8 protein-coding genes are annotated in these 15,641 nt (G+C 60.6%); all 8 read left to right on the forward strand.

The genetic code is table 11. From position 1 onward, the window contains the following. The first annotated feature begins 148 nt into the window (after window positions 1-148). The 8 genes from BN1139_RS01955 to BN1139_RS21705 all read left to right on the forward strand — a co-directional run bounded on the left by BN1139_RS01955 (window position 149) and on the right by BN1139_RS21705 (window position 15,603). Window positions 149-1,693 carry a hypothetical protein gene (locus BN1139_RS01955; protein WP_238325691.1) on the forward strand — a complete coding sequence of 515 codons (1,545 nt, stop codon included), beginning with the start codon at window positions 149-151 and terminating at the stop codon, window positions 1,691-1,693. After that, the gene (locus BN1139_RS21600; protein WP_041980034.1) at window positions 1,693-5,583 is read left to right on the forward strand and encodes a phage tail tip fiber protein; all 3,891 of its coding nucleotides are present in this window, start codon (window positions 1,693-1,695) and stop codon (window positions 5,581-5,583) included. Before BN1139_RS01955 ends, BN1139_RS21600 begins: the two co-directional genes overlap by 1 nt. Then, complete coding sequence (locus BN1139_RS01965; protein WP_041980036.1) at window positions 5,580-5,939, forward strand: hypothetical protein; 360 nt, start codon at window positions 5,580-5,582, stop codon at window positions 5,937-5,939. Before BN1139_RS21600 ends, BN1139_RS01965 begins: the two co-directional genes overlap by 4 nt. An 8-nt stretch (window positions 5,940-5,947) precedes the next feature. Next, window positions 5,948-6,586 (forward strand): hypothetical protein, encoded by a 639-nt coding sequence (locus tag BN1139_RS01970; protein ID WP_041980039.1) that lies wholly within the window; start codon window positions 5,948-5,950, stop codon window positions 6,584-6,586. 10 nt (window positions 6,587-6,596) lie between these two features. Continuing rightward, window positions 6,597-6,971, forward strand: coding sequence for a hypothetical protein (locus BN1139_RS01975; protein ID WP_041980040.1), 375 nt, complete (start codon window positions 6,597-6,599; stop codon window positions 6,969-6,971). Then, window positions 6,971-7,210 (forward strand): hypothetical protein, encoded by a 240-nt coding sequence (locus BN1139_RS01980; RefSeq protein WP_041980042.1) that lies wholly within the window; start codon window positions 6,971-6,973, stop codon window positions 7,208-7,210. Before BN1139_RS01975 ends, BN1139_RS01980 begins: the two co-directional genes overlap by 1 nt. A gap of 12 nt (window positions 7,211-7,222) precedes the next feature. Continuing rightward, complete coding sequence (locus BN1139_RS01985) at window positions 7,223-8,623, forward strand: hypothetical protein (protein ID WP_041980044.1); 1,401 nt, start codon at window positions 7,223-7,225, stop codon at window positions 8,621-8,623. Between the two features lie 134 nt (window positions 8,624-8,757). Then, window positions 8,758-15,603, forward strand: a complete 6,846-nt coding sequence (locus BN1139_RS21705; protein WP_041980046.1) for an LPD38 domain-containing protein — start codon at window positions 8,758-8,760, stop codon at window positions 15,601-15,603. Window positions 15,604-15,641: the final 38 nt, after the last annotated feature.

Here is a 15,641-nt window from a genome sequence, read left to right on the forward strand (position 1 = left end):
CTACTGGCGCTGTCAGCGTTAGGATTTACCCATCATGGCCCGCTCTATTCTGAGTGGGCCTTTTTGTTTCCTGCCCGCCGAGAATCCCATGTCAGCCATTGATATCGTCACAATGCGAGGTGTAACGCCGCGCGTTGAACCTCACCTTTTGTCTGATGAAGTGGCCGTGGTGGCCCGCGACTGCCATTTTGATCACGGCGTTATCTCTCCCATCGAGGAGGATGCGAGCGCCGGGGTGGTGCTGCCTATCACGCCAACGACCCTGTTCCGCTATGGCGAGCACTGGTTTGCATGGAACAAGGTGGTTGAGGCCATGCGCTCACCTATCGCTCAGGATGAGTATCAGCGGGTCTACTACACAGATGGCGAATACCCCAAGGTGACCCATGCCCAGATAGCGACCGGTGGCAGCGCCAAGCCTACCGCCTGGTATCGGCTCGGGGTGCCTGCGCCCGGCGTTCCTGTTGGTATCAGCGCCATCACGCCGCCAGAGGGCGGCAAGGATGACGACATCACCGATGACGAAACCCGCTACTACGTTGACACCTATGTCACCGCCATGGGAGAGGAGGGGCCGCCCGGGCCTGCCAGCGGCAAGGTGGCAATCCCTATTCCTGAATCAACGGTGACGCTGGCGCTATCTCCTCCGCAGTCGCAGGATAACAACATCACCAAGCGCCGGATCTATCGGTCTGTCTCCGGTGGCGGCCTGGCTGATTACCTGCTGGTTGCAGAGTTGCCCATTGCGCAAGCCTCGTTTGTGGATGGCCTTGCCGATGGTGAGCTAGGCCCTGTGCTGGAGACCTACGATTACGCGCCGCCCCCTGCTGCCCTGCGCGGCCTGTGCCAGATGGCCAACGGTATGTGTGCTGGCTTTGCTGGCAACTCGCTCTATCTGTGCGAGCCCTATCTGCCCTATGCCTGGCCGGAGAAATACCGGCTCACCACAGAGCACGACATCGTGGCGATCGCCGCCATTGATACTGCACTGGTGATCGGCACCAAGGGTTACCCCTATCTAGCCCAAGGCGTGAGCTCTTCCTCTGTAACAAACCAGAAGCTCAGCCACCTGCCGCAAGCCTGTATCAGTGCGCGCTCCATGGTGGCGATGGATGGTGTCGTGCTCTATGCGTCCCCTGACGGCCTGGTTGGCATTGGCGCCAGCGGTGGGCAGGTGGTGACCGAACAGGTGATCACCCGCAAGCAGTGGCAAGCCATGAAGCCTGAAACCCTGCGCGCCTGGCATCACGAAGGCAAGTACGTCGGTCTGACCGATACCCACGCATTTATCTTCGACCCCAAGTCTGGCGACCTGCGTGAGCTGACCAATCGCTGGGATGCGGCTGTTTCGGACATGGAGAGCGATAGCCTGTTTGTAGCCAAGGGGCGGGATCTGCATATCTGGCGCGGCGGAGAGGCTGGCAACGGCCAGTTCGTCTGGCGCTCGAAGGTGTTTATGAATGTCAGCGGCACGGCTTATGGCTGCTGCCGGATCCTGTCGTCAGACATCACTCAGATCGGGATCAGGCTGTTCGTGGATAACCAGCAGGTAATGGAGTTGTCACCAGGCAATCTGACTGTGAGCGCGTTCAGGCTGCCACCGGTGCGTGGTCGATGGTGGCAAATAGAGGTGTTCGGTACCGCTACGGTGCGGCGTATTACCCTGGCTGGCTCAATGGCGGAGTTGATGTAATGGCAAAAGCAGCATACAGGGCCGGGCGAGATCAGGCCGCTACCGCCGAAAACGTCGAGCTGCTGACAGGGCAGCGCGGCAATAAGCTGGACAAGGCTGTCACACTGCGCGAGTTGACCGCGCTGGGCCTGGCGACGCTGCGCCCTGGTGCTGGCGGCTCGTTCACCCCCGGCAAGAATCCGGACCTATTCCCTACCGGTACCTATGACAAGCCTCACGCACCGGTCAATGTGCAGGCTAATGGCGCGTTTCATACCGTGGTTATCGACTGGGATGGGCCTAACTACCGTGGCCATGCCCATGCCGAGGTATGGCGAGCCGAGACGGATAGCCTGCCGGCTGCCACGCTGGTCGGTACTACATCGGCCAATGTATTCTCTGATGCCATCGGCAAAGGGGCCACGTTTTACTACTGGGTTCGTTTCGTTAATGGGAAGGATGATGCAGGCCCCTTTAACGCCAACGGCGTGAAGGCTGAGACCAGCCGCGATGTGCAGGACATCCTTGATGAGCTGCAGGGGCAGATTGATGAGAGCCATCTGGCCAAGGAACTGCTAGACCCCATCAAGAAAGTGCCACAACTCTCCATGGATGTGGAGGCAATCAAGCCAAAGCTGGAGGAGGTGGATGTCTCCATCGGCTCAATCCAGAACAAGATCCCCAGCCTCGAGGGGGAGTTGGCGTCGCTGAACCAGAAGCAGCAGGAAAGCGAGGCGCTGCTCAAGGACGCACAGGATCAGCTTGGCAATGCCAGTATCGACATCGGACTGGTACAGGATCGCCTGAACGACAAGATCGACAAGTACAAGGGCGACTTTGACAGCTTCCGGGATGCGGTGTTCGAGGTTGATCCAGAGAATGGCAACATCACCATGGATGCGGTTAACGCCGTCCGTGAAGAGCTGCGCACCTCCATCACAGAGGTACACCAGTCGCTGGATGCCGTATCAGGACAGATCACCAGCAAGGCGGATAACGTCACAGTTGATAGCCAAGGGCAGCGAATCACAGAGGCCGAGCAGCGTATCAACGGGCTCGACGCCAGCCTGAGCCAGACGGTGACCAAGGGTGAGTTCACCGAGGAGCAGAAGAAGGTTACCCAGATTGGGCAGGAGCTGAACGCCACCAAGGGTGAGTTGGCCCAGAAGGCTACGCAGCAAGAGGTTGATGAGCAGGGCGAGCGGCTGGCCAACGCTGAAAGCAAGCTGACGGTCCACACCGATGAGCTATCTAGCCAGGCGCAGCGAATCGACGGGCTGCAGGCCACCGTGAAGCGGGGTGATGAAGAGCTGGATGCAAGGATCACCGAGCTGGCGCGCGTCACCGCTGACGCCGACGGCGTAACAGCCCAGCGAGTCAGCGGGCTGGAGGTGCGTACTGGTGAGGCAGAGGGCAAGATCAGCGCCCTGGAGGAGATTATCGAGTCTGAGGGCGGTATTACTGCTGGTCGGTTCGATGAAATCCAGGCTGAGATTGAACTGGCCAAGGACAAGGCCGATGGCGCTGGCGATGCTGGCCAGGCTGCCATTGATGCCGCGTTGGCCGGGGATGAGCGAGACAGGGACAACCGCACAGCGTTTGGCGCTATTCGCACCCAACAGCAGGTGATCGTGAACGAGCAGGCCGCCCAAGCCAAGCGCATCACCGACATGAACGTCAAGTTTGAGGGTAAGGATGCCGACACCCAGGCTCGCATCACCGGCGTGGAGGAGGTCTTTGCTGACGCGGATAGTGCGCTGGCCCAGCGCATTGATGATCTGAGCGCTTCGACGAGCGGGGCGTTTGGTGAAACGGCGGCAGCCATCAAGGCGCTGGAGAAGGTATCGACCGACGCTGACAGCGCACTGGCGCTGCGCCAAGACCAGATGCATGCCGAGCTGACCGATGCAGACAACGCCCTGAGCGCCGGGATTGCCAGTGAATCAGAGGCAAGAGCGACGGCTGATGAGGCCATGTCGCGGCGAGTGGATGAGTTGACCGCCAATGTGGATGGCGAACTTGGCGACCTGAGCGCCCGCGTAGCTCAAGAGGAGCAGGCGCGGGCAGATGGTGACGGAGCACTGGCTCAGCGGATCACCACGCTGGACGCCAGCGTAACGGAGGGTGATGCCACCAACGCGGCCAGTATCTCCAGCCTGGAAAAGGTGGTTGTTGATACCGCTCAGGCGCTGGCACAGCGTCAGGACAACATGGAGTCATCCATCGACCTTGGCGGCAAAACGGATGTCGAGGGCGCGCTGGCAAGCGATGAGCGCGACCGGGAGAACCGCAAGGCGCGCGGCAAGATCATTACTCAGCAGCAAACGCTGGCCAATGCCCATGAGGCGCTGGCAAGAGATGTGACGCAGCTCACTGCAGATTACGAGGCGGATAGCGCAGACCTGCACAGCCAGATCACCGAGGAACGGCTGGCGCGCAGCACGGCTGACGAAGCGCTGGCACAAAAGACATCGGTGCTTGAGGCGCAGATAGAGGGGGTTGGCCAGTCGCTGTCTGCCTCTATTGCTGAGCTGGCCAAGGCAAGCGCTGACGCAGACTCGGCCATGACCGAGAAGTTGAGCCAGCAGCAGTCTGCCATGGAGACCGCTGACGCTGAGCTATCCGGGCGCATCAATGAGGAGGCGACAACCCGGGCTGATGCCGTAGAGTCGCTGGCAAACCAGATCCAGCAGGTTACGGTAGATTATCAGGATGGCGATAATCGGCTGGAAGGCCAGATCACTGCGGAGTCAGAGGCGCGAGCAAACGCCGTGCAGTCTCTTGCAAGTCAGATCAACACGGTTTCCGCTGTAGCTGGCAGCAAGAACAAGACATTCTTTCAGGCCACGGCACCAAGCAATGGCATGGGAACCGGCGATTTGTGGTTTGACACTTCAAACAATAACCGACCATATCGGTACAGCGGTACCGCATGGGTGGCGACAGATGATCCGCGTATTGCAGCCAATGCCGCTGCCGTGCAGTCCCAAAGCCAAGCCATCGCCGACCTGCAAAACGGCGCTCAGGCCATGTGGTCAATCAAGGCCCAAGCTGGAGATATCAAGGCCGGGATTGGCTTGGTGGCCAAGAGTGATGGCACCAGCCAGGTGATGGTGTCTGCCAGCCAGTTCTTTGTGTTCAACCCAAACAGCCCAAACGCCACCGCTCCGCTGTTTGCCATCGACAACGGCCAGACGGTGATCGCCGAGGCCATCATTCGCAAGGCAACTATCCAGATCATCCACTCCGAGAAGATTACTGCCGACTATATCAAGGCTGGGGTGAGCATCAGCGCCCCGCTTATCACAGGTGGCCAGTTCGATATGGGCAACGCCTTTATGTCTGGCGGTGCTGCTGGCTTTGGCAAGGGCGGCCCTTATGGCGGCTGGGGATGGGGGTGGCACACCATCATTTACAGCGATGGCAGCCTCTACACCAACCGCCTTTATTCCGAGGGCGGCTATGTTCGCAATATGACTATCGGCAACTGCACGATAGATCAGAACTGCGTGGTGCTTGGCACTATTTATGCCGATCGGATTGTTGGTGATGTCACCAAGATGTTTACCCATAAGGGGGCGTTCACCATCCCAGCATACAATCGGGCCAGAAATCTGGTGCTGGTGCAGGGTGGGATAGTATTTCGTCGTCGCGTATCTGGTAGTGGTTCGGTGTGGCTGAACGTTCACGTATACCTAAATGGAGTCCTTATTGAGACCGCTAGCGCCAACGCAAATCTACCAACAGGTGGAAGTGTTGATATGTCAGTATCAATTCAGCCGTTTATGGTCATTCCGGCCAACACTGATGCAACCATATCGTTTGCTACAAGCACATCAGGCAACGTCAGTGCTGTTGGGCCTGAATACAACGACACCGCTAGAGCCGTCTGGCTAATGGCATTGACATGAGTAAGGCAATCAACCGCATCGCCAGCGACACAGGCAACCCAAGGCTATCAGCCGAACTGCAAGACGCCATCCGTAACCGGGTGGCGTTTTTGTTTGTGCGTGGCGATGACGGCTTCGTGTTGAAGCCGGTCAGCGAGCAGGGCACTACCGGCGTGCTGGTATGGGTCGGCTGGGGTGAAGGTGGGGCGCCAGAGCGACACCTGCCTGAGGTTAAGCGGCTGGCCCGCATGATAGGTGCCCGCTGGTTGCGCTTTCACTCTGCGCGCAAGGGGTGGCTCAGGGTAGCGCCAAAAATGGGGTGGGTGCGTCAGTCAGATGATGCTGACGGGCTCTTTGTGTTTCAGATCAACTTGTGAGGTGAGCGATGGGCAAGGGTGGCTCTAACGAAATTCAGGAGACGGAAGCCCAGAAAGCTGCGGCTGGCGTGGCCATGGAGCAGTGGCAGCTCTATAAAAACGACCTGCAGCAGTATGAGGACATCTTCATGGACAAGGTGGATGACCTCAACAACGAGAGCGAGTACGGCAAGTTGGCTGGCACGGCTGCGCTGGGTACCGCTCAATCCTTTGGCGAGGCGCGCGCCGGACTGGCCGATTCTATGGCGGCTGGCGGTGTGGATCCGACCAGCGGAAAGTATCAGGCGGCCATGTCAAATCTGGAGACAGATCAGGCGCTGAGCCAGACCGACACCACCAACCGCGCCCAGTCCAGCCAGCAAGATAAGTATGTGGCTGGCCTCAAGGATGTGGTGAGCATTGGCGCGGGGCAGAAGGCTGAATCGCTGGCCGCTATGGGCGATATGGCAACTACCAGTCTGCGCAAGGCCACCAGTGACGCCCAGAGCTCATTCCAGAGCCAGCAGGCGACCGCTGGCCTGGTTGGCACGCTGGCGGGGGCTGGCACGGCGTATGGGCTCAAGGAGCTTAAGGCGCCAGCAACAACCACAGCCGTGAGCAAGAAGATCAGCCCGACAGCCAGCGTGCTGCAAGGCAAGGGTTACTAAGGGGTAAACGATGGGATACGCCGCAGATACATTTGCACAGATCACCCGCGAGAGCTACCAGGACTGGAAAGACCGCTTCTACCCGAAGCAGAAGGAGCTGATGGAACTTGCCACCAACGGCAAGCTCTTGCAGGAGCAGCTCGGCCGGGTTGATGAGAACAACGCCAACGCCCTGCGTTCTGCCCAGCAGGCCACGGCAAACCGCAATGCCCGCATGGGGGTGAGCAGTAACGCCAACGACAACAGCCAGGGGTTGCGGGCTGCCCTGATGACGGCAGGTACCGAAAACGGCCTGCGCGAGCAGGAGCAGGCGCGCCAGATGGGGATCTTGACCGGCGCCGATGCCGGACTGCGTGAGGCAATCAAAACCGGTGGAGGTATGTAATGGGATACGGACTGCTTGATATTGGCGCCCAGACGCGCCAGCAGGGGATGATGGGGCTGCGCGATGCGGCCAATCGAGAACAGGAAGTGGAAATGGCCAACCAGAGCCTTAAGACGGCCAAGAAGCAGCAGACGATGAGTGCGATCGGCGCTGGCGCAGGAGTTGGGACAATGGTGATGCCTGGGCTTGGGACTGCTATTGGTGCTGGCATTGGCTTTCTGGCCGACAGTTTGTTTTAAAGGGGGTGGGTGATGGGTGTATCAGGATTGGCAGAAGGCTTTCTGGCTGGCTTCAACACCATGGACCGCTACCAGCGCGGTCAGAAAGAGGACGAGCGACAAGAGCGAGAGCTTGGGTTGCGCGATACCATGGTCAAGCAGGGGATAGAGGATTCAAATCGCAACTTCTCTCTCCGGCAGGCCAGCTTTGAGCATGACAAGGAGCGCACGAAGACCGCTGAGGAGCAGTGGAAACAAGAGTTTGGCCTCAGACAGAAAGAGTCTGAGGGGATGCAGGCTTACAGAAATGCCAACCTTGGTCTTGCCCAAGCGGAAGAAGGGCGCCGCAAGCAGGAATATGAGTGGCAGGTAAAGGACCGGGAGAAGCAGGCGTACCAGCAAGAGAACTTGCCCATCATCCAGTCTGGTTGGCAAGCCGTTGCAGATGGCAAAGACCCTGGCCAGCAGTTCTGGAACGTGGTGCGGGATCCGCGGGCTGGCTCATTCAACCCTGAGCGCTACCTGCAGCAGGATTATGCCGAAGCTGGCAAGACCTTTGTCACCCATGCAGGCAACCTGATGCGCCAGGCTCAGGAAGGCAAGCTCGACCCAACCACGCCGGAAGGGCATGCAGCCGTGAATAACCCGCAGTTTATCAAGGCAGCCGGCACCCTTTATCAGGACGAGGTAAACAAGGGGGTGGGCGATATCGACCCGGATAGCGGCAAGACCATCACCGGCAAGCAGTTGAGCAACATCATGATCACCCCTGACGGGCGCGGTGTGGTACTGGGGGTCGAGGTGACTTACGACGATGGCAGCAAGGATGTTCGCCCGGTCACCAATAACCGGACCTCTGCGCCGGATGACACTCCCAAGGTGATCCCCATTAATGACTTCCTGAAACCGGCCTATCAGCGGGCGGCACTGGCCAAGCACATGATCGGCAACGCCGACCAACTGCGCGCCTCGCTCGGTCTGACGGCTGGCCCGGATCAGGCAGGCTACAAGAAGGCGGTTGCTGACCTTGAGAAGCAGCATGGCCAGAACCGCGCCAGGATCTCCTCCAGCAATGCAGAGGATAAAGACCTGCAGCTCGATGCGCTGGATGCCCAACTTGAGCAGAGCAAAGCTGCGTTGGCTGACACCTACGGTCTGACCACCAAAACGGATGAGCCAAAGCAGGAGGCGCCACTCAAGGCGTGGACAGGGGGCGATCCTGAGCGCCTGCAGTTTATCAAGGAGGCCAACCAGCACGGCAAGCTGAGCAGCCTGATGGATAACCCGGCACGGATGAACACGGCGTTCGAGCTGTGGCGCCAACAGGCGGCCAAGCAGAAGAAAGAGGAGCAAGCTACCGTGACAGCCAGCAGGCTGCGTGATGCGGAGGCTGGCGCCTATCAGGCCATCAGTCTGGCGCAAGCGCGCCGCTAGTTGCCTTTCCAACCCCCCAGCGTTAGCATCTCTCCATAGTCGGCCAGTCTGCTTATTGGCCAGCACTCCCCATATCAAGCCCTGATCGGTTCGCCGGTCGGGGCTTTTCTTTTGCACAAAAAGCCGAGGACACCATGGACAAGCCTGGACTGCGCGACGCCTTGCCACAACCGAAACTATCCGACACCCGCACCGACCCGTTCTGGGGCAACCTCGATAGCAGCCTGTCAGCGGCTGCTGCCCCGTCTGCCGCCCAAACCCCACAGCGCGACCTCAATGTAGGCCTGGGTGATGTAGCGCGCGGCGTGGGCGCTGGCGCACTGGAGCTGGTTGGCGGGATTGGTGAGTTGGCCCGGCAGGCCAGCCAGTTTGGCAAGGAGAATGCTGGCAAGCAGGGAGGCGATTACCTGGAGCAGGCTCGCGCCAATATGGCCAGCAAGCTGAGCCCGGTGCTTGATGTGGTGGCTGGTGCTGGCGATCTGGCAAACTCCGGCGCCGAGTCGCTGACCGATGGGATGAGCGGCGATGCCAAAGAGGCGATTGGCCGCAGCCTGATTGACGAGACGCCAGAGGGGCGCCTCACCATGGGGGATGGCGCTGGGGATCTCGATGTATGGGCCATGAAGATGGCGCAGGGCGTGGGATCCATGGTGCCAACCCTGCTGGCTGGCGGTGTGACTGGTGCCGCCGCCAAGGCCAGTATCGAGCGCGCCGTCACCACCTCCATGATCAAGCGGGGGGCAACTCAGGAGGTGGCCGAGGCTGTCGCCGCCAAGACGGTGGCCAAGCTGGCGACCGGTGCAGCCGTCACCACTGGCGCGACCGGTTCCGTGGGTAGCGCGGGGGTGAATACCCGCGAGTCAGTGCTGGGCATGAGCTTTGATGAGCTTTCCAGCAGCGATACCTTCCGCCAGGCATTCACCCGCATCGACCAGGATCAGCAGACGCAACACCTCTCTGATGAGGAAAAGCTGTCGCTGGCCAGGGAGGAGACCGCCAATGTTGCCAGTCGAGCAACCATGAGCGACGCCAAGGTGTGGGGCGCTGCCGCCATGGGCTCTGTGATGGGCGATGCCATGCTGTTCAAGATGCTGGCAGGCAAGGCGGCGACAGGTGGCGTGCTCAAGGGGGCAGCCAAGGGGGCGGTAGGTGAGGGGATCGGCGAAACCCTCGAGGAGGGGGTACAGCAATACACCATCAACGAATCCCTTAACGAGGTGGCCGCTGCCGATATCGACCCGATGAAAGGAGTGGTGTCCAGTGCGCTGGAAGGCGGCCTGATCGGCATGGGTACCGGTGGCGCCCTGGGTGGCGTGGGCGGGCTGCGCGGCCGCAAGTCACAGCCAGAAAGCGAAGGTGGCGCACAGCTAGATCCCGCCACTGTGGAGGATGTAGCGCCTGTTGAGCAGGGGGATCCGGTGCAGGTGAATCCCGCTGTATCGCCGGCAGATCCAGACTTGGCGCCTGCTGCTGACGCCATGGCCGATCCGGTGGTTGCACCATCTGGCGAGCAATCCCCGCTCGGCCCCAGCGCCAGCCAGTTTGACGAGCTGCGTGATGTGCCTGCCTACCTGCGCCGCGACGATACCGCAGAGCGGTTCAAAGGCATGGCTGCCGATAGCGAGGTGCAGCGCGCCCTGGCTGGTGAGTTTGGCCAGTCAGTGCAGGAGCTGGTTGCCTCCCAGATGCAGGCTGGCGATCAGGGCAAGAGCCTTTATGAGCGAGCTCAGGCTGGAGAGCTCGGGCTTGACCCGTTCGCAGGAAACAAGAGCGCCCAGCAGGTGGCCATGGAGAACCAGCGCCCAGCTCTGCCGCTCAAGGATGTGATCTTTGCCGGTGACGCCAATGCCGCCCGGGGGATGACCAAGGAAGGCCACTTTGACGACAAGCAGGCTGGCGCTGGCCCCCAGTTCCGCGGCGCAGAGCGCACTGGCTGGCAAAACGGACAGGAGGGGGATGTCTTACCGCCAGAGACCTCTGCTACCAAGCCGGTGGGTGAGCTGCCTGGTGCGGTGATTGAGGGTGAAGCTCGCGAGGTCGGCACCGAGTTGCCGCACCGCGATGTGGTCTATGGCGCAGATCAGCGACAGCCTGACGCCAAGCCGATGCGCGGCAGCGCCACCGAATCGGCAGTTGGCCCGCTCCAGACGCTCCGCATCACCCGCAAAGGCAAGCCGTTCGCAACCGAGAAAGAGGCTGCCATGGCCAGCCGCAAGGGCAAGGAGATGCCGGTGCCGCTCAATGGTGGCGGCTTTGGTGTGGCCGAGATCGCCGAAGTGGAGCAGGCAAAGGCTGCCGCAACCACGCAACCAAGCGTCCCGCGACTCGACGACATTAATGTCGCCGACTCGAATCAACCATCTGATCTTCCAGCACAAAGTGTAAGCGGAGAAACAGTTTCGGCACCGTCTGCCACAGCAGGCGAGGCTAGCCAACTAGCACCTGCTATCGATACTGGATACCGCGAGGTGATCCCCGTCAACCAACCACAGGCAGAGGTGAGCAATGAGCCAGTTACCCCAGTACCTGCAATCAGCAGTGAAGGACAAGGCGATCAGCCTGGCGCAGGCGAACCGGCTGCAGCAGGCGCTGGACCAGCCATTGCCGGACTCGCCGACCGAGCTGGATCCGGAGATCCGGCAGACAACACTCCTGCTCCACCTGTACCTGATGGACAGCAGCAAAATGACCAACCACTGACAGCCCCGGCCCCTGATGCCGGGGCTGCTGTTTCTGAGGTGGTGCAACATGAGCCTGCCGCCGCGCCGACGCCGTGGGCGGAAGCCATCGATAACCCAGATGGCACCATCACCCTGAAAGGCGATGTCCCGCTCATCAAGCGGTGGGCCAAGGAGAGCGGCGTACAGGCAATGCCTGGCAAGGGTGGCCTGTTGGTGGCCAAGTCATCGGCGGCCAAGGTTCGCGAGTATGCCGCGCCTGCCGCCAGTGAGCCGGTTCAGCAGATCGAGGCAGCCCGCGCCGAGGTGGCGCCAGAACCCACCGACGCTCAGAAGGAGGCCGGCAATTACAAGAAGGGTCACCTCAAGCTACAGGGGTTGGATATCGCGCTCGAGAACCCCAAGGGCTCTACCCGCTCCGGCACGGACAAGGATGGCAAGGCGTGGCAATCCACCATGGCCCACGATTACGGCTATATCAAGCGCACTCTGGGGGCTGATGGGGATCATGTCGATGTGTTCATCGGTGACCAGCCAGATAGCGAAACAGTCTATGTGGTGGATCAAGTAAACCCCAATACCGGCAAGTTTGACGAACACAAGGTAATGATGGGCTTCGCCGACGAGCAGGCCGCCCAGGCTGGCTACCTTGCCAACTATGAAAAGGGGTGGCAGGGGCTTGGCTCTATCAAGGCGATGCCGGTGGAGGAGTTCAAGAGTTGGGTGAAGGGTGGTGATACCACCAAGCCGGTTGGCGAGCAGCCAGCGGCAGCCGCGGACATTGAAACCCTGACGGATGATGAGGCGTTGGCGGTGGCTGACGAGCTTGGCATCAGCCACGACGACAATCCGGACGATGCGCGATGGGGGCTTGCAGGGGCCAAGAAAGATGCGCTCAGCACAGCCATCGAGCGAGTTCGCAACCCATCCAGTGCCACCCCAATTAAGCCGGTCTCGGGTAACAGCAATATCGTATCGGCGCCACCGATGCAGGACGAAGGGATCGGCGCAAAGCGAGCCGTTTCATTCTCCAAGCAAGCCATGGCGCAGGGCGAGAAGCCAGCCAAGCACCTGACCCGCAAAGAGGCGGAGCTGGTCACCAAGGAGTGGTTCAAGCAGTACCGTGGCGCCAGTGGCATTGATGTGCAGATCCACACCACCCAGGCTGAGCTGGAGAAGGCGCTGGGGCTGGCCGCCAAAGAGGGGCTGATCCGCCGCGCCGCGTTCGATGATGACAACGGCACCCTGCATGTGGCCGCCGACACCATCGCGAACCCCAAGCGGATGCGCGAGATCCTGCGCCATGAGGTGCTGGCCCACTATGGCCTAGCCAACGTGCTGGGCGATGGTGAGTACACCAAGCTGATCAGCCGCATCATCAAATCGAAGAGCGCCCCCAGCATGAAGGCAGTGTGGGATTGGGTTGATACCCATTACGCTGGCGAGGATGTCGGTGTGCAGGCAGAGGAGGTGATCGCCCACCTGGCCGAGCTGGAGCAGAGCGCCTGGCGCCGCGGCTGGGATCAGGTGGTGGCATGGGTTACCAAGGCACTGCGCACTGTCGGCTTTGTGCCTGGTGGCATTACCGCTGCCGAAACCCGGGTGCTGATTGAGGGGCTGGGCAAGAAGATGAAGCGCGGCGGCCCTGACAATGGCGGCCCGGATGGTGGCCATAAGTTCAGTCAGGAGTCTGAACAGCCAGCGAAGAAGGGCGGGCTCAAGATGAGCCAAGCCAATACGGCCGCCGACAAGGCCATGGAAAAGCTCAATCTCGGAGCCAAGCCTGACATCATCGACAAGACCAAGGCCAATCTGGACAAGCTGCGCAAGGTTGATCGTGGCGTAGTGGAGTCATGGGTAGACCGCTTTATCAAGAAAGCCAACACCGAAGTGCTCGATGCGCTGGCCCCCATCAAGTACGCCGAGGATGCGGCTGGCATTACCGATGCGGCCGACTCCGGCTATGTTGCGGCGCGGATGGCGACCGGGGCAGCCTCCACCATGCAGGCGACCATGCTCTATGGCCTGCCGGAGTGGAAAGACGGGGTGATCCAGCGCAAGGCGGGTACCGGCGAGAAAGACGCGCTGTTGGGCATCTTCTCCGATCTGGGGGCCGATCTGCACAACTGGCTTGGCTGGATGGCCGGTCACCGGGCCGAGATGCTGATGGCGCAGGGCAGGGAGAACCTGCTCGATGCCAATGACATTGCGGCGCTCAAGGGGCAAGGCAAGGGTAAGGAGGCCAAGTTCCTTGATGCCAAGGCCCGCTGGAACCGCCTCAATGCTGCAACCCTGGATCTGGCGCAGGAGGCTGGCCTGTTCACCAAAGAGGCGCGGGCCGAGTTTGAAAGCGAATGGTACATTCCGTTCTTCCGTGAAACCGAGGATGGTGATGTGATCGCCCCCTTCAAGCCGAAGGGGATTGCCAACCAGAACGCCGGGATCAAGAAACTCAAGGGTGGGGAGGCCAACACCAACGACCTGCTCGAGAACATCTTCACCAGCACCAGCAAGCTGATCGACGCCTCCATGAAGAACATGGCGGCGCAAAAGACCGTCTGGAATCTGGCGGATACCGGGCTCATCGAGGTGATACCCAAGCCTAACAAGATGGACTATCAGGCGCTTGCCAATGGCAAGGACAGGATAATGCTCAAGCTTGAGGGTGAGGAGTACATGTTGCGGGTGGAGGACCCTGATCTGTATCGGGCCATGACCTTCTTCGACCGCAAACCCTTTGGCAAGATGACCATGATGGCGTCAAGCGCCAAGCGTATCCTGACGGCAGGGGTGACCGCATCCCCTGAGTTTATGCTGCGCAACTTCCTGCGCGACTCGCTCTCCAGCTGGGCGATCAGCAAAGACGGCTTCAAGCCGGTGATCGACTCCATCAAGGGGGTGAAAAAGACCCTGGCGATGGATGGCAGCACCATTGATGTGATGTTCAGCGGCGCCAGCTTCCTGGGTGGCTATGTCAACGGCAACGACCCCGGCGCCATGGCCGATACAGTGCGCAAGTCACTGCGCCGCAAGGGGATGACGCCGGAGCAGATTGCCCGCTACGAAAAGACCATCATCCGCAATGCGGCACACGCGAAAGGTGTGGTGGCTGACGCATGGGAGAAGTACAGCCGCTATGGCGAGGCGCTTGAGAACGCCAACCGTGAGGCGGTCTATGCCGCTGCCATCAAGGCGGGCAAGAGCCACGCACAGGCGGCGTTCGAGTCAAAAGACCTGATGGACTTCTCCATGCTCGGGGCGGCCAGAGCCATTCAGGGGGCGTCCCTGGTGCTGCCGTTCTTCAATGCTCGCCTGCAGGGTCTGGGCAAACTGACCAGGGAGCTGCGCGACAACCCACGCGAAATCGCCAAGCGGGCTGGCATGATCACCGCCATGTCGCTCGGCCTGCTGGCCGCCAACTGGGACGATGAGCGATACGAAGAGCTGCCGGATTGGGACAAGGACGCCAACTGGCACTTCTTTGTCGGCGATCAGCACTTCCGGATCCCCAAGCCGTTCGAGATTGGCGTGATGTTCGGTACCATCCCGGAGCGCATGGTGCGCGCGATGGGCGACAAGGACACCGGCGCCCAGTTCGGCAAGGCAGTTGCGCGGGCGATCGGCGATACCTTTGCCCTTAACCCCACCCCACAGATCATCAAGCCACTGGTAGAGGCCGCCTTCAACTATGACACCTTCCGCGGCGGCCCCATCGACAGCCCGCAGGATCTGGCCGTCAAGGCGGAGGCCCGCTACAACGAGCAGACCAGTTTGCTGATGCGCGAGCTTGGCGAGCTGTCTGGCTTCTCACCCAAGCAGTTGGAGCATTTGGTGATTGGCTATACCGGCACCATCGGCGGCTATGTGATGGCAACGGCTGACGGCCTGATCAGGGCGTCGCGCCCGGGTGAGTCGGCCAGCTGGCGCGCTGACGAGATCCCGCTGGTGAAAGCCGTGTACCGTGGCACCGGCCCGGCCAAGTCCACCCAGCACATGGAAGAGTTCTACCGGATGCTGAGCGAGGTGAACCAGCTCAAGCGGACCGTTGATCAGTACCGCAGTGAAGGGCTGGACGATAAGGCGAACGAGCTGCTTGATGAGCAGGGCGGGATCTTGAAGTCGCGCCGCAGCCTGAGCCGCACTCAGCAGCAGGTGCGAGTGGTGCGCAACAAGATTGAGCTGATCCAGCGTGACCGCACCATGAACGCGGAGGAGAAGCGCAAGCGCATTGATGAGCTACTGGCCCGCCGCAACGACCTGGTATATCAGGCGGTAAACAAGAACAGGGAGAACTGGGAGTAAGGGAGAATAGCGGCCCTGGCTGAGCCCATGCGAAGGGG

Origin of the sequence: Aeromonas veronii bv. veronii (assembly GCF_000820225.1) — a bacterium.
In the GTDB taxonomy this organism is placed as follows: Bacteria; Pseudomonadota; Gammaproteobacteria; order Enterobacterales; family Aeromonadaceae; genus Aeromonas; species Aeromonas veronii.

What these genes read in the sequence shown, in the direction of transcription:
- BN1139_RS21600 (WP_041980034.1), top strand. Translation starts at nt 1,693, where the DNA reads ATGGCAAAAGCAGCATACAGGGCCGGGCGAGATCAGGCCGCTACCGCC.
- BN1139_RS01965 (WP_041980036.1), top strand. Translation starts at nt 5,580, where the DNA reads ATGAGTAAGGCAATCAACCGCATCGCCAGCGACACAGGCAACCCAAGG.
- BN1139_RS01970 (WP_041980039.1), top strand. Translation starts at nt 5,948, where the DNA reads ATGGGCAAGGGTGGCTCTAACGAAATTCAGGAGACGGAAGCCCAGAAA.
- BN1139_RS01975 (WP_041980040.1), top strand. Translation starts at nt 6,597, where the DNA reads ATGGGATACGCCGCAGATACATTTGCACAGATCACCCGCGAGAGCTAC.
- BN1139_RS01980 (WP_041980042.1), top strand. Translation starts at nt 6,971, where the DNA reads ATGGGATACGGACTGCTTGATATTGGCGCCCAGACGCGCCAGCAGGGG.
- BN1139_RS01985 (WP_041980044.1), top strand. Translation starts at nt 7,223, where the DNA reads ATGGGTGTATCAGGATTGGCAGAAGGCTTTCTGGCTGGCTTCAACACC.
- BN1139_RS21705 (WP_041980046.1), top strand. Translation starts at nt 8,758, where the DNA reads ATGGACAAGCCTGGACTGCGCGACGCCTTGCCACAACCGAAACTATCC.